The sequence below is a fragment of the Phenylobacterium ferrooxidans genome, assembly GCF_042714595.1.
Taxonomy (GTDB): Bacteria; Pseudomonadota; Alphaproteobacteria; order Caulobacterales; family Caulobacteraceae; genus Phenylobacterium; species Phenylobacterium ferrooxidans.
In genome coordinates this window covers 13,795-34,082 of the sequence record NZ_JAOTJD010000031.1, presented here as the reverse complement: position 1 = coordinate 34,082, position 20,288 = coordinate 13,795, and the positions used below count along the sequence as shown (strand labels likewise).

Sequence of the window (20,288 nt, the reverse complement as noted above, 5' to 3'; positions counted from 1 at the left end):
GTAGGCTCGCGCCGGAACCCGTCACGTTCCTTGACCCGATGTTGTGTGCGTGCGACCCCGCCCGCAATTCCCGTTCAGACTCACCGGAAGCCCCATGCCCGCACCGCTCCAGACCATGGCCGACGCGATCCGCGTCCTTTCCATGGACGCCGTCGAACAGGCCTCCAACGGGCACCCGGGCATGCCGATGGGCATGGCCGACGTGGCCACGGTGCTCTGGACCAAGTTCCTGAAATACGACGCCACCAAGCCTGACTGGGCCGACCGCGACCGCTTCGTGCTGTCGGGCGGGCACGGATCGATGCTGCTCTACAGCCTGCTGCACCTGTCGGGGTTCAAGGCGGTCAGCATGGATGAGCTGCGCACCCTGCGCCAATGGGGCTCCAAGACCCCGGGTCACCCCGAAGTGGGCCACACGCCCGGCGTCGAGACCACCACGGGCCCGCTGGGCCAGGGCCTGGCCACCGCCGTCGGCATGGCCATCGCCGAGCGCCGCATGGCCGCCCGCTTCGGCGCCGACCTGGTGGACCACCGCACCTGGGTCGAGTGCGGCGACGGCGACCTGATGGAGGGCGTCAGCCATGAGGCCATCGGCATCGCCGGCCGGCTGAAGCTGTCGAAGCTGACCGTGCTCTGGGACAACAACTCCATCACCATCGACGGCGACGTCTCGCTGTCGGACACCACCGACCAGATCGCCCGATTCAAGGCCGCCGGCTGGGCGGTGAAGGCCATCGACGGCCATGACATGGGCCAGATCCGCCGGGCCATGGCCTGGGCGATCAAGCAGGACAGGCCGAGCCTGATCGCCTGCGCCACCAAGATCGGCAAGGGCGCCGGCACCCTTGAGGGCAGCCACTCGACCCACGGCAATGCTCTGGGCAAGGACGAGGTGGCCGCCACCCGCGAGAAGCTGGGCTGGCCGCACGAGCCCTTCGTGGTGCCCGAGGACGTCTACAAGCCCTGGCGCGCCGCCGGCCGCCGTGGTGGCAAGCAGCGCCGCAAGTGGGAGCAAACCCTGGCGGCGTCCAACTACCGCGACGAGTTCGCCCGCGCGGTGCGTGGCGACCTGCCCGCCGACGCCTTCGAGAAGATCGACGCCCTGATCGCCGAGGCGGTCGAGACCAAGCCGGGCGCCGCCACCCGCCAGCATTCCGGCGCGGCGCTCACCGCCCTCTTCCCCAACATCCCGGAGATGGTGGGCGGCTCGGCCGACCTCACCGGCTCCAACAACACCCTGGTGAAGGGCACGCCGACCTTCGACGCGCCGGCCTATGAGGGCCGCTACATCAACTTCGGCATCCGCGAGTTCGGCATGGCGGCGGCCATGAACGGCATGGCCCTGCACGGCGGGGTCATCCCCTATGCCGGCACCTTCATGGTGTTCTCCGACTACAGCCGGCCCGCCATCCGGCTGGGCGCGATCATGGGCGCCCGGGTGATCCACGTCATGACCCACGACTCCATCGGGGTCGGCGAAGATGGCCCGACCCACCAGCCGATCGAGCACCTGGCCTCCCTGCGCGCCATGCCGGGCCTGAACGTCTTCCGGCCCGCGGATCTGGTGGAGACCGCCGAGTGCTGGAAGCTGGCGGTCGCCCGCAAGGACGGTCCGTCCCTGATGGCCCTGTCGCGACAGAAGACCCCGGCGGCGCGCACCGTGGCCTCGTCGGAGAACCTGTCGGCCAAGGGCGCCTATGAGCTGGCGGCCGCCGACGGCGCCGCCAAGGTGACCATCTTCTCCTCCGGCACCGAGGTCGGCGTGGCCATGGCGGCGCGTGAGCTGCTCCAGGCCGAGGGGATCGCCACCCGCGTGGTCTCGACCCCCTGCTGGGAGCTGTTCGCCGCCCAGCCGGCCGCCTATCGCGAGAGCGTACTGGCCAAGGACACCGTCCGCGTCGCCGTCGAGGCCGCCGCCAGCTTCGGCTGGGAGCGCTTCATCGGCGAGGACGGGGTCTTCGTGGGCATGCAGGGCTTCGGCGCCAGCGCCCCGGCCGACCGCCTCTACAAGGAATTCGGCATCACCGCGCAGGCCGTGGCGGCGGCGGCGAAGAGCAAGCTCTAGGGATCACCATCATGCGTCTCGGCACGCCGCTCTCGCCCTCCGCCGTCAAGGTGATGCTGCTCGGCTGCGGGGAGCTGGGCAAGGAGGTGGCGATCGAGCTGCAGCGGCTGGGCTGCGAGGTGATCGGGGTCGACCGCTACGCTGACGCCCCGGCCATGCAGGTGGCGCACCGGTCCCACGTCATCGCCATGACCGACGCGGCCGCCCTGCGCGCCCTGGTGGAGCTGGAACGCCCGCACCTGATCGTGCCGGAGATTGAGGCCATCGCCACCGACGAGCTGGTGCGGATCGAGGCCGAGGGCCTGGCCACCGTCATTCCCACGGCGCGGGCCGCCCAGCTGACCATGAACCGCGAGGGCATCCGCCGGCTGGCCGCCGAGGAGCTTGGCCTGCCCACCAGCGCCTACGCCTTCGCGTCCACCCAGGCCGAACTGGCGGCGGCGGCCGAGGGTGTCACCGGCTTCCCCTGCTTCGTGAAGCCGGTGATGAGCTCGTCGGGCAAGGGCCAGTCCTATGTCGAGCGCGCCGACCAGATCGCGGCGGCCTGGAAATACGCCCTGGAAGGCGGCCGGGTGGAGCAGCCCCGGGTCATCGTCGAGGGCCGGGTGGACTTCGACTTCGAGATCACCCAGCTCACCGTCCGCTACCTGGGCCCCGAGGGGACCATCGAGACCGCCTTCTGCGACCCCATCGGCCACCGGCAGGTGAAGGGCGACTATGTGGAGAGCTGGCAGCCCCAGTCCATGAGCCCCGCCGCCCGCGCGCGCGCGCGCGAGATCGCCGAGGTTGTCACCGGATCGCTGGGCGGGCTTGGGCTGTTCGGGGTCGAGCTGTTCGTGAAGGGCGACGAGGTGTGGTTCTCCGAGGTCAGCCCCCGGCCCCATGACACCGGCCTGGTGACCCTGGCCACCCAGGTGCAGAGCGAGTTCGCCCTGCACGCCCGCGCCATCCTTGGCCTGCCCATCGACGTGACCCTGCGCGAGCCGGGCGCCAGCGCGGTGATCTATGGCGGGGTGGAGGCCAGGGGCGTGGCCTTCGAAGGCGTGGCCCACGCCCTGGAGGTTCCCGGCGCGGATCTGCGCCTGTTCGGCAAGCCCGAGGCCTTCGAGCGCCGCCGCATGGGTGTCGCCCTGGCCCGCGCCACCGACACCGATCTGGCGCGGACCAACGCCAAGCTGGCCGCCGACCGGGTGTCGGTGGTGCTAGGGTGAGCCTCGGCTCTAAATCATATTATTGGGGCGTATTTCCAAGCTTTCGGCCGACGATTCGACGATGACGTTGGGGAATCGGCGGCTCGGTACACTTTGCGACGAGACTTGATCGGTCCAGGGGTTGACTTAGCGCCCCCCAGCCCGAAAAACCGGCCCCAAATCCAAGTAGAAGCTCATCTCTAGAGGAGATCTCCATGACCGTCCGCGTCGCCATCAATGGGTTCGGCCGCATCGGCAGGAACATCCTGCGCTCGATCGTCGAACATGGCCGCACGGACATCGAAGTCGTGGCGATCAATGACCTGGGGCCGGTGGAGACCAACGCCCACCTGCTGCGCTACGACAGCGTGCATGGTCGGTTCCCCGGCACGGTGACCGTAGACGGCGACACGATCGATCTGGGCCGCGGGAAGATCAGGGTCACCGCCATCCGTAACCCGGCCGAGCTGCCGCACAAGGACCTGGGCATCGACATCGCGTTCGAGTGCACGGGCATCTTCACCACCAAGGAAAAGGCAGCCGCCCACCTGGCCGCCGGCGCCAAGCGCGTCCTGGTCTCGGCGCCGTGCACCGACGCCGACAAGACCATCGTCTATGGCGTCAACCACGACACCCTGACCGCTGAGGACCTGATCGTCTCCAACGCCTCGTGCACCACCAACTGCCTGGCGCCCGTCGCCCATGTGCTGCAGGAGCTGTGCGGCATCGAACGTGGCTACATGACCACGATCCACTCCTACACCGGCGACCAGCCGACCCTGGATACGATGCACTCCGACCTGTACCGCGGGCGCGCCGCGGCCATGTCGATGATCCCCACCTCCACCGGCGCCGCCAAGGCGCTCGGCCTGGTGATCCCGGCCCTGAAGGGCAAGCTGGACGGCTCCTCGATCCGCGTGCCCACCCCCAACGTCTCGGTGGTGGACCTGACCTTCGTGCCCACCCGGTCGACCACGGTCGAGGCCATGAACGCCGCCTTTGAAGCCGCCGCGGGCGGCGCCCTGAAGGGCGTGCTGGCGGTGACCAAGGACCCGCTGGTCTCCATCGACTTCAACCACGCGCCGGCCTCGTCCACCGTGGCCCTGCCCCAGACCCAGATCGTCGACGGCGGCCTGTGCCGCGTGCTGAGCTGGTACGACAACGAGTGGGGCTTCTCGACCCGTATGAGCGACACCGCCATCGCCATGGCGAAACTGATCTAGGGATCAGACCGTGACATTCGCGACCCTCGACGACGCCGACCTGAAGGGCCGACGCGCCCTGGTCCGTGTGGACTTCAACGTGCCGATGCACGACGGCGAGGTGTCCGACGACACCCGCCTTCGCGCCGCGGTCCCCACCATCGAGAAGCTGCGGGCCGGCGGGGCCAAGGTGATCCTGCTGGCCCACTTTGACCGGCCCAAGGGCAAGGTGGTTCCGGCCATGAGCCTGGAGCCCATCGCGCCCGCCCTGGCCAAGGTGCTGGGGGCGCCCGTGGCCTTCGGGCCCGACTGCGTGGGTCCGGCGGCGACCTCCGCCATCGCAGCCACGAAGGACGGGGGCGTCCTGCTGCTGGAAAACGTCCGCTTCCATCCGGGCGAGGAAAAGAACGATCCGGCGTTCGCCCAGGCCCTGGCCGCCAACGGCGACCTCTATGTGAACGACGCCTTCTCGGCCGCCCACCGCGCGCACGCCTCCACGGAGGGCCTGGCCCGCCTGCTGCCGGCCTATGCGGGCGAGCAGATGCGCCTGGAGCTGACCGCCCTGGACAAGGCCCTGGGCCACCCGGAGCGGCCGGTAATGGGCATCGTCGGCGGCTCCAAGGTCTCCAGCAAGCTCGACCTGCTGCGTAACCTGGTGACCCGGCTGGACAAGCTCGCGATCGGCGGCGGCATGGCCAACACCTTCCTCTACGCCCAGGGCCACGACGTGGGCCTGTCCTATTGCGAGAAGGACCTGGCCGAGACCGCGCGCGACATCATCCGCCTGGCTGGCCAGAACAACTGCAAGCTCTTCCTACCCGTGGACATCGTCGTCGCCGAGACCCTGGCGCCTGGCGCCGCGGCTCGCGTGCGCGGCCTAGGCGAGGTCGATGAGCACGAGCGGATCCTCGACGCCGGCCCCGAGACCGTGGAGCGCCTCTGCCGCGCCATGGACAATTCCAAGACCCTGATCTGGAACGGCCCCCTGGGGGTCTTCGAAATCCCCCCCTTCGACCGGGGCACAGTGGCCGCGGCCCGCCATGCCGGCATGCTGGCCAAGAGCGGCAAGCTTGTGGCGGTGGCCGGCGGGGGTGATACAGTCGCGGCTCTGCATGTCGCCGACTGCGCGGACGACTTTACTTTCGTCTCGACGGCGGGCGGCGCGTTTCTTGAATGGATGGAAGGCAAGGAACTGCCCGGCGTGGCGGCTCTGGCCCAATAAGACTAACGATTTTGATGGAGCGCGGGGACACATGGCCCGGGTCACACTGAGACAACTGTTGGATCACGCCGCTGAGCAAGGCTACGGCGTGCCGGCCTTCAACATCAACAATATGGAACAGGCCCTGGCGATCATGGAGGCCGCGGAGGCCACCGACTCGCCGGTTATCATGCAGGCCTCGCGCGGCGCCCGGTCCTACGCCAACGACATCGTGCTCAAGCACCTGATCGACGCCATGGCCGAGATGTACCCGCACATCCCGATCTGCATGCACCAGGACCACGGCAACAACGAAGCCACCTGCGCCACCGCGATCCAGTACGGCTTCACCTCGGTGATGATGGACGGCTCGCTGATGGCCGACGGCAAGTCGCCCGCCGACTACGACTACAACGTCAAGGTCACCCGCAACGTCGTGGACATGGCCCACTGGGTGGGCGCCTCGGTGGAGGGCGAGCTCGGGGTGCTGGGCAGCCTGGAGACCGGCATGGGCGAGAAGGAAGACGGCCACGGCTTCGAGGGCAAGCTCGGCCATGACCAGCTGCTGACCGATCCCGACCAGGCCGTGGCCTTCGTGAAGGCCACCGAGGTCGACGCGCTGGCCATCGCCATGGGCACCAGCCACGGCGCCTACAAGTTCACCCGCAAGCCGGACGGCGACGTCCTGGCCATGGGCGTGATCGAGGAAATCCACCGCCGCCTGCCCAACACCCACCTCGTGATGCACGGCTCGTCCTCGGTGCCGCAGGACCTGCAGGACCTGATCAACCAGTACGGTGGCGAGATGCCCCAGACCTGGGGCGTGCCGGTGGAAGAGATCCAGCGCGGCATCAAGCACGGCGTGCGCAAGATCAACATCGACACCGACAACCGCATGGCCATCACCGCGGCGATCCGCCAAGTGTTCGTCGAGAAGCCCGGCGAGTTCGACCCGCGCAGCTACCTGAAGCCCGCCAAGGAAGCCATGCGCAAGGTCTGCGTCCAGCGCTTCGAGGAGTTCGGCGCGGCCGGCCACGCCTCCAGCATCAAGGCGATCCCACTCTCGGCCATGGCCAAGCGCTACGCCTCGGGCGAGCTGGCCCCGAAGATCGGCGTCACCCGCCAGGCCGCCGAATAGGAAGCCGGGCGGACCTCTACCCGCGCGCCTTAGCGGCCAGGCCCGGGAAGTCGCTGAACACCCCGTCGACGCCGGCGGCGTAGAGAGCGGCGAACACCGCGGCCACGCCCCCATGGGCGGCCAGGTCGGTCCCGCGGCGCAGCGTCTCGGGCAGGAAGCGGTTCTCGGCCCGCACGGTCCAGGGATGCACCGCCAGCCCCAGGGCGTGGGCGTCGGCCACCAGGGTGGTGGCGGGGGCCAGGGCGCCGTCCACCGTCGGGATCACCAGGGACCAGTCGGGACCCACACCGTCGGCATAGGTGGCGATGTCCTTCAGGCCCCCCGCCGTCACCAGCTCCCTGGCGTCGCCGCCCACCAGCCGCACGCGGCGGGCGGACGACAGCCTGGCGAAGGTCTTGAGGGGCGCGGTCTCGAAGCACTGGACGAAGACCGGGGCGGTCCTGGAGTTCAGCCCATTGGCCTTCAGCGCATCGGCCAGGCGCGGCTCGATCTGCAGGCCGACACTGGCCAGATAGGTCGGATGCTTCATCTCGGGATAGACGCCGATCACCCGTCCCGCCCGCTGGCTCTCGGCCTTGGCCAGATCGATCACCTCCTGGAAGGTGGGGATGGCGTCGCGGCCGTCGAAGGCGGCGCTGGCGGGCCGCAGGGCGGGCAAGCGCTCGCGCGTCCGCAGGGTCTTCAGTTCCGAAAGCGTGAAGTCCTCGGCGAACCAGCCCTCGATGGTCTCGCCATCCACCACCTTGCTGGTCCTGCGGCCGGCGAACTCGGGCCGTGACGCCACGTCCGTCGTACCGGCGATCTCGTTCTCGTGGCGCACCACCAGCACGCCGTCCTTGGTGAGCACCAGGTCCGGCTCGATGAAGTCGCAGCCCTGGTCCACCGCCAAGCGGTAGGCCGCGGGTGTGTGCTCAGGCCGTTCGCCGCTGGCGCCGCGATGGGCGATGACGATGGGCCGCCTGGGCGTGGCCGCCATCAGGGGCGTGGCGGCGAGCGAGGCGGTCGCGACGGCGAAGGTCCGGCGGGTCAGGGTCATGGCTCCGATCTAGCCGGCGCCTGTGACGGTTGCGTCAAGCCGCCGCGGCGAGCCGCTGCCGGATCAGCGGATGCAGTTCGAGGTTGGCGGCGCAGACGCTGCCAGCGGTCAATATGTCATCGCCGCCCTCGACGGTCGTCACCTTGCCGCCGGCTTCGCTCACCAGCAGCAGGCCCGCCGCCAGGTCCCAGGGCTTGAGGTCCCGCTCCCAGTAGCCGTCGAAGCGGCCCGCGGCCACGAAGGCCAGGTCCAGGGCCGCGGCCCCGAAGCGGCGGACCCCGGCGACGCGCTGGCTGATCTGGTGCAGCTCCTTCAGGAAGGTGGCGTGCTGGCCGTGCCCCAGGAAGGGGATGCCGGTCGCCAGGACGCTCTCGGCCAGGTGCTGGCGGGCGGCGACGCGCAGGCGCTTATCGTTGACGAAGCAGCCCTTGCCCTTCTCGGCCCAGAACAGCTCGTTGGTCACCGGATTATAGGTCACCGCCGCCACGATCGCGCCCTCGCGCTGCAGGGCGATGTTGATGGCGAAGTGGGGGATGGCGTGCAGGAAGTTGGTGGTGCCGTCCAGGGGGTCGACAATCCAGGTGTGGGTCTTGTCGGTGCCCTCGATCAGGCCGCGTTCCTCGCCGAGGAAGCTGTAGCCGGGGCGGGCCTTGGACAGCATCTCGAAGATGGTCTGCTCGGCCTTGAGGTCGGCGGCGGAGACGAAGTCGGCGGCGCCTTTCTTGGAGACCTGAAGCTCCAGCAGTTCGCCGAAGTCGCGGTTGAGGCCGCGGGCCGCCTTGCGGGCGGCGTCGGACATGACCTTGAGAAGAGCGGTTTGGGTGGACATCAGTCGGCCCTGCGCAGGTATTCGCCGGTCTCGGTGGAGACCAGGACGCGTTCGCCGGCCTCCATATAGGGCGGGATCAGGATGCGCATGCCGTTGTCCGCCTTGGCCGGCTTGTAGGAGGACGACGCCGTCTGGTTCTTCACCACGGCGTCGGCCTCGACGATGACGAGCACCACCTGCTCGGGCAGGGCGATGCTGATGGGGCGTTCCTCGAACAGCTGCAGCTTGACCACCATGCCGTCCTGCAGGAAGCGGATCTGGTCGTCGCCGACAAAGTCCTTGGCAAGCTCGATCTGCTCGTAGGTCTCCTGGTCCATGAAGACCAGCATGTCGCCCTGTTGGTAGAGGAAGGAATATTCCTTCTGGTCGAGGTGGATCTGCTCGACCGTGTCGGAGGTCCGGAAGCGTTCGTTCAGCTTGCGGCCGTCCTCGATGTTCTTCAGCTCACACTGGGCGAAGGCGCCGCCCTTGCCGGGCTTCACGTGCACGACCTTCACGGCCACCCACAATCCCCCGTCATGCTGCAGGATATTTCCCGGCTTGATCGAGACGGCGTTGATTTTGGACATGGGGTTCTTTGCGAAATTTGAGGCGCGGAACCTAGTGGGACCGGGGCTTCAAGGCAAGGTGAGGCCTCAGGCGCGCTCCGCCAGACCCAGGGCGATCTCTGCATTTATCGCCCTTACGGCCGCGGCGGGACCCTCAGGGTGAGCCCAGACCCCGGCTGAGACCGCCAGGAAGTCGGCGCCGGCGGCGGCCAGGCCCCGCGCGTTCTCCGCCGTGATCCCGCCGATGGCGACGCAGGGGGTCTCCATCACCTCCTGCCAGATGGACAGGATCTCCGGCTCAGCCCTGGTAAGCGCGTCCTTGGTGGTGGTGGGGAAGAAGGCGCCGAAGGCCACGTAGTCGGCCCCGGCCTCGGCGGCCTCCATGGCCAGGTGGCGGCTGTCGTGGCAGGTCACCCCGATCATGGCGTCCGGGCCCATGACCTTGCGGGCCTGGGCGAGCGGCATGTCGTCCTGGCCCACATGGACGCCGTCGCACTTCAGTCGGGCGGCCAGGACCGGATCGTCATTGAGGATCACGGCGGCGCCGCGCGACTGGATGATGGGGGCGAGCACGTCGACCGCGGCGGCCACTTCGGCTTCCGGCTGGTCCTTCAGCCGGATCTGCACCGCGGCGACATCGCCAGCGTCCATCGCGGCGGCCAGCGTACGGCCGAAGGCGGCCAGGTCGTCGATGCGGGGCGGGGTGATCAGATAGAGGCGGCAGGACGGGGTCATGGGTTTTGCATACCCCTCCCTCCCCTTCATGGGGAGGGGCAAGCTAGTGGCTCGGCAGGACCGCCTTCATCGCATAGGCCACCACCGCCACCACCGTGGTGCTGGCCGCCGCGATCCCCGCGAACCAGGCCAGCCGTTTCCAGAGCGGCGGAAGCGGCGCCCCGGGCTCGGGCGGGGGTTCAATGATAGCCGGCATCGGCGGTGACCTTGCCCCGGAAGACCCAATAGACCCAGACCGAATAGGCCAGGATCGCCGGCAGCACGAAAGCCGTGACCCAGAGCATGAAGGCCAGGGCGTTGTCCGCATTGGCCGCTTGGCGGAAGGTCATCCCGTAGGGGACGATGTTGGGGAAGAAGCCGGCCGCCAGCCCAGCGTAGCCTGACAGGAAGACCAGCAGGGCGCCGGCGAAGGGCCAGCCGTGCGAACGGCGCATCAGACCCACCGCCACGACGACCAGCCCCACAAGGCCCAGCAGCGGGATCGGCGACAGCGGCAGTAAGGCGGCGGGATCGAAAGTCTCCCCGGTGAAGCCCCAGCGCCCGGCGATCCGCGGATGGACCAGCAGGGTGGCGAGGCTGACGGCGGCCAGCAGGACCGCCACCAGGGGGCCGGCGATCCAGGCCCAGCGGCGAGCCTTGCCGTGCAGCTCGGTCTCGGTGCGCCAGACCAGCCAGGTGGCGCCCAACAGGGCGTAGCCGGCCACGATCCCGGCGGCCACCAGTACGGTATAGGGCGTCAGCCAGTCCCAGGGGCCCCCGGCGAAGGCCTCGTCCCGCAAGGTCACGCCCTGGATGAACCCGCCCAGGACAAACCCTTGAGCCACTGCCGCGGTGATGGATCCGCCGGCGAAGGCCGCCGTCCAGAAGGCCCGCCCCCGCACCCGTCCTCGCGCCCGGAATTCGAAGGCCACGCCGCGCATCACCAGCCCCAGCAGCATCAGCATGATCGGGCCGTAGAGGGCGGGCATGATCACCGCATAGGCCTTGGGGAAGGCCGCGAAGAGGCCGCCGCCCCCCAGGACCAGCCAGGTCTCGTTGCCGTCCCAGACCGGGGCGATCGAGTCGATCATCACATCGCGCTCGGCCTCGGTAGCGAAGGGAAACAGGATCCCGACCCCCAGGTCGAAGCCGTCCAGCATCACGTAGAACAGCACCGCCGTGGCGATGATGCCGGCCCAGATCAGCGGCAGGTCGAGGCTCATCCCGGGTCCTCCGGCATGGCGGCGAGCGGGGTGCCCGGCGCGCGGTCCTTGTCCACCAGTTCATGAGATCCGGCCACCGGCCCCTCGGCGATCAGGCGCAGGATATAGAGAACCCCGACACTGAAGATGATGGCGTAGACGATGAGGAAGCCCAGCAGGGAGAGCGAGACCTGCCCCGCCAGCAGCGGCGAGGCGGCGTCCTCGGTTCGCAGCACCCCATAGATCACCCAGGGCTGGCGGCCGACCTCGGCCACCACCCAGCCGGCGATCACCGCCACGAAGCCCGCCGGCCCCATGGCGACAGCGGCCATCAGATAGGGCCGGGATCGCTCCGGCGCGGACTTCCAGCAAAGCCAGGCGCCCCAGAGGCCCAGGACGATCATCGCGATCCCCAGCCCCACCATCACCCGGAACGCCCAGAAGACCACGGCCACCGGCGGCCGGTCCCGCGGCTCGAAGGACTTCAGGCCGCGAATCTCCGCATCGGCGCTGCCCCCGGTGATCAGGCTGCCCAGCTTGGGGATCGAGATTTCCCAGCGGTTGCCCGCGAGCTCCCGATCGGGCCAGGCGGCGATGTGGAAGGGCTGCTCGGTCCGGGTGTCCCAGAACGCCTCGATGGCCGCCAGCTTGGCCGGCTGCAACTGCTCCACGCTCTTGCCGGAGATATCCCCCACCAGCAGCTGCAGCGGCGCGACGATGGCGAACATGCCGATGGCCATCCGCAGGCTCATCCTCGATTCCGCCTCGTCGCCGGCCTTCAACAGCCGCCAGGCCGAGGCCGCGCCGATGACCAAGGCCGTGGTGAGATAGGCCGCCAGGGTCATGTGGGCGAAGCGCGCCGGGAAGCTGGGGGAGAAGACCACCTTGAACCAATCGGTGGCGATCAGGTCGCCATTGGGCAGGATGGAAAAGCCGGTGGGATACTGCATCCAGCTGTTGGCCGAGATGATCCAGAAGGCTGAAATCAGCGTGCCGACGGCCACCAGCACCGTGGCCGTGAAGTGCAGGCCAGGCCCCACCTTCTTCCAGCCAAACAGCATGATCCCCAGGAAGCTCGCCTCCAGGAAGAAGGCGGTCAGCACCTCGAAGGCGAACAGCGGCCCGATCACCGGGGCCGAGACCCTGGAAAACACGCTCCAGTTGGCGCCCAGCTCGTAGCTCAGCACGACGCCGGTGACGACGCCCATGCCGAAGGAGATGGCGAAGATCTTCAGCCAGAAGAGATAGAGGGTCTTGAACACCTCGTTGCGGGTGCCCAGCCACAGTCCCTCGAGCACCGTCAGGTAACTGGCCAGTCCAATGGTGAAGCTTGGGAAGATGATGTGGAAGGCGATTGTGAAGGCGAACTGCAGCCGCGACAGCAATAGAGCGTCGACGTCCATGACGTTCAGGACCTTTTCAGCCTCCGATCACCGTCAGATGACCGGGATGGCACTCTCGTCCCACCGAACGTGTGCCGCCAAGCTCTCGCGTGAGCGACAAAGGGTCGCGGGCCGTCCTGCAACCCACGCGGGCCGCATCATTTGCAAATGAGTTGCAACGGCGTTCTCATTTGCTACATAGGATTCATTGGTCGGAGGGAAGTCCCCCTTGTACGTCTGTAACTGCAATGGCATCCGCGAGCGCGACGTGCGCGCCGCGATCGAAGGCGGCGCCCAGCGTCCGGCCGAAATCTTCCGCGCCTGCGGGTCCAGGCCCCAGTGCGCCCGCTGTGTCTGCGACATGAAGAAGATGGTCGAGGAGCAGGGCGAGGCCCTGCGCTACGCGGCGGAATAGCCCTCTTCAGCCCTGCGACTGCGAGGCTGAATCACGTGCAAACATAGGCTTTGACAGCATCCGCCCTGGGCGTGAGGTTGCGCGCCTGAACGGCGAAGGACGGAGGCTCACATGCAGGGCGACAAGGCGATCATCCAACTGCTCAACGCGGTCCTGACCAATGAGCTGACGGCGGTGAACCAGTACTTCCTGCATGCGCGGATGTACCAGAACTGGGGCCTCGCGAAGCTGGGGGCCATCACCTACGAAGAATCGATCGGCGAGATGAAGCACGCCGACAAGCTGATCAAGCGCATCCTCTTCCTCGACGGCCTGCCCAATCTGCAGGACCTGCACAAGCTGAGGATCGGTGAGACCGTGCCGGAATGCATGACCTCCGATCTCGCCGTCGAGGTCAGCGGCCGGGCCGACCAGATCCGCGGCATCAAGCTGTGCGAGGAGGCCGCCGACTACGTCACCCGCCAGATCCTGCGCGAAATCCTCACCGACACCGAGGAGCACATCGACTTCCTCGAGACCCAGATCAGCCTGGTGCGCCAGCTTGGCGAGCAGAACTACCTGCAGAGCGCCATGGGCGAACTCTCGGGCGGCGAGGGCCACTAAGCGGCGCCGCCGGCCGGCCTGCAGGATCGACTCACGGGCAATTGGAGCTAGGCTCGCCCCATAAGGCTCCGGGGGGACGGCATGGCTGACGGCATGGCTCAGGAAAAGACGCGCGGCGGCAACGGCATGGTGATCGCCGGCGCCTCGGTGGGCACCGTCTTCGAGTGGTATGACTTCTACCTCTACGGCTCGCTGGCGGGGTTCATCACCCTGCATTTCTTCTCGGGGGTGAACGAGACCACCGGCTACATCTTCGCCCTGCTGGCCTTCGCCGCCGGGTTCGCGGTCCGACCCTTCGGCGCCCTGGTGTTTGGTCGCCTGGGCGACCTCTGGGGCCGCAAGAACACCTTCCTGGTCACCATGCTGCTGATGGGGCTCTCGACCTTCGCGGTGGGCCTGCTGCCCGGCTATGACCAGATCGGGGTGGCGGCGCCGGTGCTGCTCATCATCATGCGCCTGATCCAGGGCCTCGCGCTCGGCGGCGAGTATGGCGGCGCGGCCACCTATGTCGCCGAGCATGCGCCGCCCGGAAAGCGCGGCCTCTACACGAGCTGGATCCAGACCACCGCGACCCTTGGCCTCTTCCTCAGCCTGGTGGTCATCCTGCTGGTGCGCACGCTGCTGGGAGAAGAGGTCTTCAGGGCCTGGGCCTGGCGCATTCCCTTCCTGGTCTCGGCCCTGCTGCTGGGGGTCTCCCTGTGGATCCGTCTGAAGCTCAATGAGAGCCCGGTCTTCCAGAAGATGATCGACGAAGGGACCACGTCGAAGAAACCGCTCACCGAGTCCTTCGGCCAGTGGAGCAACCTGAAGCTGGTCTTCCTGGCCCTGGCCGGCCTCACCGCTGGCCAGGCGGTGGTCTGGTACACCGGCCAGTTCTACGCCCTGTTCTTCCTGGAGAAGATGCTCAAGCTGGACGGCGCCCTGGCCAACACCCTGGTGGCCTTCGCCCTGATCCTGGGGGTGCCCTTCTTCGTGGTGTTCGGCTGGCTGTCGGACAAGATCGGCCGCAAGCCGATCATCATGCTGGGCTGCCTGCTGGCGGCGCTGACCTATTTCCCGATCTTCAAGGCGCTGACCGCCGCGGCCAATCCGGCCCTGGCCGCAGCCACCGCCAGCAGTCCGGTAACGGTGATCGCCGACCCCGCCGGTTGCGCCTTCCAGTTCGACCCCGTCGGCAAGACCGCCTTCACCTCCTCCTGCGACGTGGCCAAGTCGGCCCTGGCGACGGCGGGCGTCTCCTACGCCAACCAGGCCGCGCCAGCCGGGACCCTGGCCGTGGTGAAGGTCGGCGACGTCGAAGTCCCGAGCCTGGACGGCGCCAGCCTGTCCAAGACGGAATTCGCCGCCGCAAAGACCGCCTGGACCAAGACCCTCGCGGCCGAGCTGTCCCGCGCCGGCTATCCGGCCAAGGCGGACTCGGCCCTGGTGAACAAGCCCGCCGTGGTGGGCCTGCTGTTCCTGCTGATGTTCTATGTGACGATGGTCTATGGGCCGATCGCCGCGGCCCTGGTGGAGATGTTCCCGGCGCGCATCCGCTACACTTCCATGTCCCTGCCCTATCACATCGGCAACGGCTGGTTCGGCGGCTTCCTGCCCACCACGGCCTTCGCCATGGTCGCGGCCACGGGCAACATCTACTACGGCCTCTGGTATCCTATCGTCATCGCCGCGGTGACGGTGGTGGTGGGCGTCTTCTTCGTGAAGGAGATGCGCGGAGCCAATATCGACGACTGAGGAGGAGCCGGGCGCCGAACCTAGGCCGCCGCGTCTCCGAACTGCAGGGACGCCAGGCGCGCATAGAGGCCGCTCTTGGTGATCAGCTCATGGTGGCTGCCCTGTTCGACCACGCGGCCCTTGTCCATGACGATGATCCGGTCGGCCTTCAGCACGGTGGCCAGGCGGTGGGCGATCACCAGGGTGGTGTGCCCCACCATGGCCTCCTCCAGGGCCTTCTGGACCAGACGCTCGTTCTCGGCGTCCAGGGCGCTGGTGGCCTCGTCCAGCAACAGGATCGGGGTTTCGCGGATCAGGGCCCGCGCGATGGCCAGACGCTGGCGCTGACCGCCAGACAGGCTGCGGGCGCGCTCCCCGAGCGGGGTGTCGAAACCCTGAGGCAGGGCGTCGAGGAAATCGTCGGCCTGGGCCGCGCGGGCGGCGGCGCGCACGGCGTCGAGGTCGGCGTTGGCCCTGCCAAAGCGGATATTGTCCAGGGCTGAGCCAGAGAACAGGGGCGAATCCTGGGCCACCAGGGCCATGCGGGCGCGGACCTCAGCCGGATCGGCCTCGCGGACGTCGACGCCGTCCACCTTCACCGTGCCGAACTGGGGATCATAGAAGCGCAGCAGCAGGCGGAAGACCGTGCTCTTGCCTGCGCCGGAGGGACCCACCAGGGCCACCCGCTCGCCCGGCGCCACCCGCAGGTCGAAGCCCTGCAAAGCCGGCAGGTCGGCGCGTCCGGGATAGGCGAAGGTGATGTTGGAGAACTCGATCTCACCGCGGGCCGGAGCCGGCAGATGCTTGGGGACGGCGGGCGCAGCGATCCCCGGCTTGGCTGCCAGCAGGTCGGAGACCCGCTCCATGGCGCCGGCGGCCTTCTGGACGTCACCCCAGGTCTCGCCCAAGGCCCCCACCGAACCCGCCGCCATGACGGAAAGGAAGGCGAACTGGAACAGCGCGCCCCAGCTCATGTCGCCCCGCAGGCCCGCATGGACGCCGATCCAGAAGATGCCGACAACGCCTCCGAACACCAGGGTGATCACCGCGGCGATCATTCCGGCCCGCGCCGTCATGCGCCGCAGGGAGGTGGCGAAGGAGGCCTCTACGGCGGCGCCGAACACCTTGGCGCCGGCCGCCTCACGGCCGAAGGCCTGGACGGTCTCCAGCGCGTCCAGGGTTTCGCCGGCATGGCCCACGGCCTGGGCGAACTGGTCCTGGGTCGAGGCGGTCAGCTTGCGCACCCGACGGCCGAACAGGAACAGAGGCGCAATGATCAGCGGGATCAGCAGCACCACCATGCCGGTCAGGTGCGGGCTGACGATGAGCATCAGGATCAGGGCGCCGATCAGCATCAGCAGGTTTCGCAGGGCCACCGAGATGGAGGTGCTGATCAGGCTCTCGACGATCTGGATGTCGGTGGTCAGTCGCGACAGCACCTCGCCGGTGCGCATGTGCAGGAAGAAGGCGGGGTCGAGGGTGAGGATGTGGGCGTAGGCGGCCTTGCGCAGGTCGGCGACGATCCGCTCCCCCAGCTTGGTGACGAAGAAATAGCGCAGGGCCGAGGAGACAGCCAAGGCGACGGCAACCACCCCCATCAGCCAGAACCACTGGTCCACCGAGGCCCCGGTGGTGCGGGCCTCGGTCAGGTGGTCCACCAGCAGCCGCACGGCGCCGGACAGGGCCAGGGTGGAGAGCGCGGCGGTGACCAGGAAGAGCCCGGCCAGGCCGACATCGCCCATATGGGCCCGCAGGAAGGGGTTGAGCGCGGCCAGCGGCTTGATGTTGCGGCTCTTGGGGCGCCGCTCGGCGGCTTCGGAAATATCCTGGGCGAGAGACGCACCCGCGGTCGGTCGGCCATCGACGGCCGGCCCAGACCCAAAATCACTCATGAAAACCCGCGCCCTTGCTCTTGCCCCGCCTTTTCCTGTATAGGCGCGGCTCCGTTCGATCCGCCTAGCCGGCGGAGCGATTATTCTATGGCCGCTCCTTTACGTCGGATGCCCGCGCGATGAAACAAGACACCCACCCCGACTACCACTTCATCAATGTGGTGATGGTCGACGGCACCACCTACCAGACGCGCTCCACCTACGGGAAAGAGGGCGCGACCCTGAATCTGGATATCGATCCGAAGACGCACCCGGCCTGGACCGGCGGCAACCAGCAGCTGCTGGACCGTGGCGGCCGCGTCTCGCGCTTCAACGCCAAGTTCGGCGCCTTCACCCGCAAGTAAGCGCTGCGGCCCCCGTGGCCGCACGCGACTTTCGAGCACAAGAAAAACGCCGCGTGGATCACGCGGCGTTTTTTGCTGTCTGGATGTCGAGGCTTTGCCTCCGGGGGGTCAGCCCCCGAAGGCGGTCCGCAGGCGGTCGAACTGGGACTGCACCGGGTTCGGGGTCTCGACGTCGGTGTCTTCGATGTACATGCGGCGGTCCAGATGGCGGACGCGCTCATAGAGGCGCTCGGAGCGATCCAGCAGCAGCAGCAGGCCGCTGGGCAGGTCTTCGGCGGTGTCGTGGCCCGGACGGCAGACGTCCTCGGCTCCAAGCCGATAGCGCTCGTCGCAAGCGCCTTCCGGCGGCATGTCGCCCTCGCGCACGGCGCGCTGCACCAGCAGCCAGGAGGCCACCTGCATCAGCCGCGTGGTGAGCCGCATGCTTTCGCCGGCATAGGCGAGCGCCGCGTTGCGCGACAACAGCTTGGATTCCTGACGCCCGGAGCCGTCCAGATAGCCGGCGGTCTCCTCCACGAGGTCCATGCCCTCCTGGAAGGTCCGGTCAAAAAGCTCGGACCGCGCGAAGTCCTGGATCACGTCCGCGCGCCAGGCCCCCGCCGGCTGGTTTCCATCGCTCATGACCACAAAGTCCCCGACTGAAAATTCGTCCGCGCCCAGATGCGCTGTCTGGTCCTAGCTGGTGCAACCGCCGTGCCAAACCCGCCCCGTCTGCGACAGATACGCCCCCTTATGCCTAACCAGGCCCTAACCGCCCCCTAATCCGGGGGAGAACCGAATAGAGCGTCCGCCGCCTGGCGGGTCGCCTTCTTCTTCTCGATCTGCGCCTGGCAGCGGGCGATCTCCGCCTGCAGCATCTCGATACGCTCCTCGAGCTCGGCGACGCCGTAGAGCTCCAGGTCCTCGCGGACCGCTTCCGTCAGCCGTTGGCCACGGCCGATCCGGACCTCTGCGGGCTCCTCCATGGAAGACCTCCCTTTGCCGGTTCCGTTTCTGCGCCTATCTGAACCCCCAACGACACCCATACGCAAGACCAGGGAGGCCAGAGATGAGCCAGACGGACATGACCGCCATCGCCGTCGAGGGTGGCAAGGGCTCCGCCGCCGACATGAAGGCTGTGCAGCTGCCGCGTCCGGAGGCCGGCCCTGGCCAGATCCTGATCAAGGTGGCCCATGCCGGCGTCAACCGGCCTGACCTGATCCAGCGCATGGGCTTCTACCCCCCGCCCCCCGGTTCCCCCGACACCATGGGCCTTGAGGTCTCCGGCGAGGTGGTCACCGGCGCGGGCCGCTGGAAGACCGGCGATCAGGTCACCGCCCTGCTGGGCGGCGGCGGCTATGCGGAATACGCCGTGGTGGACGCCCGCCATGCCCTGCCGATCCCCAAGGGGCTGTCTCTGCTGGAGGCCGCGGCCCTGCCGGAAACGGTCTTCACCGTCTTCGCCAACGTCTTCGAGCATGGGAGCCTGAAGGCCGGCGAGACCTTCCTGGTGCACGGCGCCACCTCGGGCATCGGCACCACGGCTATCCAGATGGCCAAGGCGGCCGGCGCCAAGGTGATCGCCACGGCGCGCGGCGCGGGCAAGGCCGCCGAGGCCAAGGCGCTCGGCGCCGACGTGGTGGTGGACACCACGGCCGAGGACTTCGCCGAGGTCGCCAAGCGTGAGGGCGGCGTCGACGTGATCCTCGACATGGTCGGCGGCGACTATTTCGCCAAGGGCCTGGACGCCCTGAAGATCGGCGGCCGGATCGTGTTCATCGCCAGCCTGGGCGGCGGTGAGGTGGCCCTGCCGATCGGCAAGTTGATGATGAAGAGGGCCACGGTGACCGGCTCGACCCTGCGGCCCCGCAGCCTGGACGAGAAGGCGCGATTGGCGGCGGCGGTGGAGGCCACGGTCTGGCCCTGGATCGAAGCCGGGAAGCTGCGTCCCCGGATCGACGCCACCTTCCCCCTGGCGGAGGCGGGAAAGGCCCACGCGCACCTCGAGGGCGGGGCGCACGTGGGCAAGGTGATGTTGACGGCCTAAGCTGCGCGGCGGGCGTAGAGGAACTCGATCACCGAGGCCCGGGCGCGGACATAGGTCGGGTTCCCGGCGACCGCGAGCCGGTCCCGCGGCCGGGCCAGGTCCACGCTAAGGATCTGGCCGACCCCGGCGCGGGGGCCGTTGGTCATCATCACGATGCGGTCCGAGAGCAGCACCGCCTCGTCGACATCGTGGGTGATCATCAGGACGGTGTTCTTCAGCGCCGTCTGAATCTCCATGACACTGTCCTGCAGATGGGCGCGGGTCAGGGCGTCCAGGGCGCCGAAGGGTTCGTCCAGCAGCAGCACCTTGGGCTGCATGGCCAGGGCCCGGGCGATGCCAACCCGCTGCTTCATGCCGCCGGAGATTTCCGAGGGGCGCTTGTCGCGGGCGGCGGTCATCTTGACCAGGTCCAGGTTATGCAGGGTCCAGTCGCGGCGCTCGGCGGCGGACTTCTTGCCGGCGAACACCTTGTCCACCGCCAGGCGGACATTCTCCTGCACCGACAGCCAGGGCAGCAGGGAGTGGTTCTGGAACACCACCGCCCGCTCCGGCCCCGGCGCCTCCACAGCCTCGCGGTCGAGGATGACCGCGCCGGTCGTCAACGGGATCAGGCCGGCCACCACGTTGAGCAGGGTGGATTTCCCGCAGCCGGAGTGGCCGATGATGGAGACGAACTCTCCCTGGTCGACCTGCAGGTTGATGTCGCGCAGCACCTCCGAACGGCTCGCGCCCTTCTGGAAGGTGACGCCGACGGCTTCGATGGAGAGATAGGCCTTGGCCATGGTCAG

At 68.3% G+C, this 20,288-nt stretch carries 21 protein-coding genes; 10 read left to right on the top strand and 11 right to left on the bottom strand.

From position 1 onward, the window contains the following. Positions 1–94: 94 nt before the first annotated feature. From tkt to fba, 5 genes are all read left to right on the top strand, one after another. Positions 95–2,065: a transketolase gene (gene tkt, locus OCL97_RS15525; protein WP_377370799.1), complete on the top strand. Its 1,971-nt coding sequence runs from the start codon at positions 95–97 to the stop codon at positions 2,063–2,065. 11 nt (positions 2,066–2,076) lie between these two features. After that, entirely contained in the window at positions 2,077–3,276 is a 1,200-nt protein-coding gene (gene purT, locus OCL97_RS15520; protein WP_377370798.1) for a formate-dependent phosphoribosylglycinamide formyltransferase, read from the top strand. Positions 3,277–3,470: 194 nt separating this feature from the next. Then, complete coding sequence (gap, locus tag OCL97_RS15515) at positions 3,471–4,478, top strand: type I glyceraldehyde-3-phosphate dehydrogenase (RefSeq protein WP_377370797.1); 1,008 nt, start codon at positions 3,471–3,473, stop codon at positions 4,476–4,478. Between the two features lie 10 nt (positions 4,479–4,488). Beyond that, positions 4,489–5,679 carry a phosphoglycerate kinase gene (locus tag OCL97_RS15510; protein ID WP_377370795.1) on the top strand — a complete coding sequence of 397 codons (1,191 nt, stop codon included), beginning with the start codon at positions 4,489–4,491 and terminating at the stop codon, positions 5,677–5,679. Positions 5,680–5,710: 31 nt separating this feature from the next. Then, on the top strand, positions 5,711–6,796 hold the full coding sequence (gene fba / locus OCL97_RS15505; RefSeq protein ID WP_304782814.1) for a class II fructose-bisphosphate aldolase: 1,086 nt from the start codon (positions 5,711–5,713) through the stop codon (positions 6,794–6,796). Positions 6,797–6,812: 16 nt separating this feature from the next. On the opposite strand, the gene OCL97_RS15500 is transcribed toward fba, so the two are convergent. The 7 genes from OCL97_RS15500 to OCL97_RS15470 all read right to left on the bottom strand — a co-directional run bounded on the left by OCL97_RS15500 (position 6,813) and on the right by OCL97_RS15470 (position 12,528). Then, positions 6,813–7,832, bottom strand: coding sequence for a glycerophosphodiester phosphodiesterase (locus OCL97_RS15500; RefSeq protein ID WP_377370793.1), 1,020 nt, complete (start codon positions 7,830–7,832; stop codon positions 6,813–6,815). 34 nt (positions 7,833–7,866) lie between these two features. Beyond that, the gene (locus tag OCL97_RS15495) at positions 7,867–8,661 is read right to left on the bottom strand and encodes an inositol monophosphatase family protein (protein ID WP_305338845.1); all 795 of its coding nucleotides are present in this window, start codon (positions 8,659–8,661) and stop codon (positions 7,867–7,869) included. After that, positions 8,661–9,230, bottom strand: coding sequence for an elongation factor P (gene efp / locus OCL97_RS15490; RefSeq protein ID WP_377370791.1), 570 nt, complete (start codon positions 9,228–9,230; stop codon positions 8,661–8,663). The genes OCL97_RS15495 and efp overlap by 1 nt, the downstream gene beginning before the upstream one ends. Positions 9,231–9,296: 66 nt before the next feature. After that, entirely contained in the window at positions 9,297–9,944 is a 648-nt protein-coding gene (thiE, locus tag OCL97_RS15485; RefSeq protein WP_377370789.1) for a thiamine phosphate synthase, read from the bottom strand. Positions 9,945–9,987: 43 nt separating this feature from the next. Further along, positions 9,988–10,140, bottom strand: a complete 153-nt coding sequence (locus OCL97_RS15480) for a DUF2474 domain-containing protein (protein WP_377370788.1) — start codon at positions 10,138–10,140, stop codon at positions 9,988–9,990. Beyond that, positions 10,124–11,146, bottom strand: a complete 1,023-nt coding sequence (cydB, locus tag OCL97_RS15475; protein ID WP_377370787.1) for a cytochrome d ubiquinol oxidase subunit II — start codon at positions 11,144–11,146, stop codon at positions 10,124–10,126. Before cydB ends, OCL97_RS15480 begins: the two co-directional genes overlap by 17 nt. Further along, positions 11,143–12,528 carry a cytochrome ubiquinol oxidase subunit I gene (locus OCL97_RS15470; RefSeq protein WP_377370786.1) on the bottom strand — a complete coding sequence of 462 codons (1,386 nt, stop codon included), beginning with the start codon at positions 12,526–12,528 and terminating at the stop codon, positions 11,143–11,145. The genes cydB and OCL97_RS15470 overlap by 4 nt, the downstream gene beginning before the upstream one ends. 208 nt (positions 12,529–12,736) lie before the next feature. Here OCL97_RS15470 and OCL97_RS15465 point away from each other — a divergent pair, with 208 nt between their 5' ends. The 3 genes from OCL97_RS15465 (at position 12,737) to OCL97_RS15455 (ending at position 15,259) form a co-directional block, all read left to right on the top strand. Then, the gene (locus OCL97_RS15465) at positions 12,737–12,922 is read left to right on the top strand and encodes a (2Fe-2S)-binding protein (protein WP_304782791.1); all 186 of its coding nucleotides are present in this window, start codon (positions 12,737–12,739) and stop codon (positions 12,920–12,922) included. A 111-nt stretch (positions 12,923–13,033) separates the two neighbouring features. Next, on the top strand, positions 13,034–13,525 hold the full coding sequence (bfr, locus tag OCL97_RS15460) for a bacterioferritin (RefSeq protein ID WP_377370785.1): 492 nt from the start codon (positions 13,034–13,036) through the stop codon (positions 13,523–13,525). A gap of 81 nt (positions 13,526–13,606) precedes the next feature. Next, positions 13,607–15,259, top strand: coding sequence for an MFS transporter (locus OCL97_RS15455; RefSeq protein ID WP_377370784.1), 1,653 nt, complete (start codon positions 13,607–13,609; stop codon positions 15,257–15,259). Between the two features lie 20 nt (positions 15,260–15,279). Here OCL97_RS15455 and OCL97_RS15450 read toward each other — a convergent pair whose 3' ends face one another. Then, entirely contained in the window at positions 15,280–17,130 is a 1,851-nt protein-coding gene (locus OCL97_RS15450) for an ABC transporter transmembrane domain-containing protein (protein WP_377370783.1), read from the bottom strand. Between the two features lie 119 nt (positions 17,131–17,249). Between OCL97_RS15450 and rpmE the strand changes: the two genes are divergently transcribed. Then, positions 17,250–17,474, top strand: a complete 225-nt coding sequence (gene rpmE, locus OCL97_RS15445) for a 50S ribosomal protein L31 (protein ID WP_215343053.1) — start codon at positions 17,250–17,252, stop codon at positions 17,472–17,474. A gap of 108 nt (positions 17,475–17,582) precedes the next feature. Here the strand turns inward: rpmE and rcdA are convergent, their stop codons facing one another. Together rcdA and OCL97_RS15435 are read right to left on the bottom strand one after the other, a co-directional pair. Further along, on the bottom strand, positions 17,583–18,095 hold the full coding sequence (rcdA, locus tag OCL97_RS15440) for a protease adaptor protein RcdA (RefSeq protein ID WP_304782777.1): 513 nt from the start codon (positions 18,093–18,095) through the stop codon (positions 17,583–17,585). A gap of 137 nt (positions 18,096–18,232) precedes the next feature. Then, positions 18,233–18,439 (bottom strand): DUF1192 domain-containing protein, encoded by a 207-nt coding sequence (locus tag OCL97_RS15435; protein WP_304782774.1) that lies wholly within the window; start codon positions 18,437–18,439, stop codon positions 18,233–18,235. An 83-nt stretch (positions 18,440–18,522) separates the two neighbouring features. Between OCL97_RS15435 and OCL97_RS15430 the strand changes: the two genes are divergently transcribed. Then, complete coding sequence (locus OCL97_RS15430) at positions 18,523–19,500, top strand: NAD(P)H-quinone oxidoreductase (RefSeq protein WP_377370782.1); 978 nt, start codon at positions 18,523–18,525, stop codon at positions 19,498–19,500. Here OCL97_RS15430 and OCL97_RS15425 read toward each other — a convergent pair. Further along, positions 19,497–20,282 carry an ABC transporter ATP-binding protein gene (locus OCL97_RS15425; protein WP_377370781.1) on the bottom strand — a complete coding sequence of 262 codons (786 nt, stop codon included), beginning with the start codon at positions 20,280–20,282 and terminating at the stop codon, positions 19,497–19,499. The two genes, OCL97_RS15430 and OCL97_RS15425, sit on opposite strands and share 4 nt — an antisense overlap. Between the last annotated feature and the right edge of the window lie 6 nt (positions 20,283–20,288).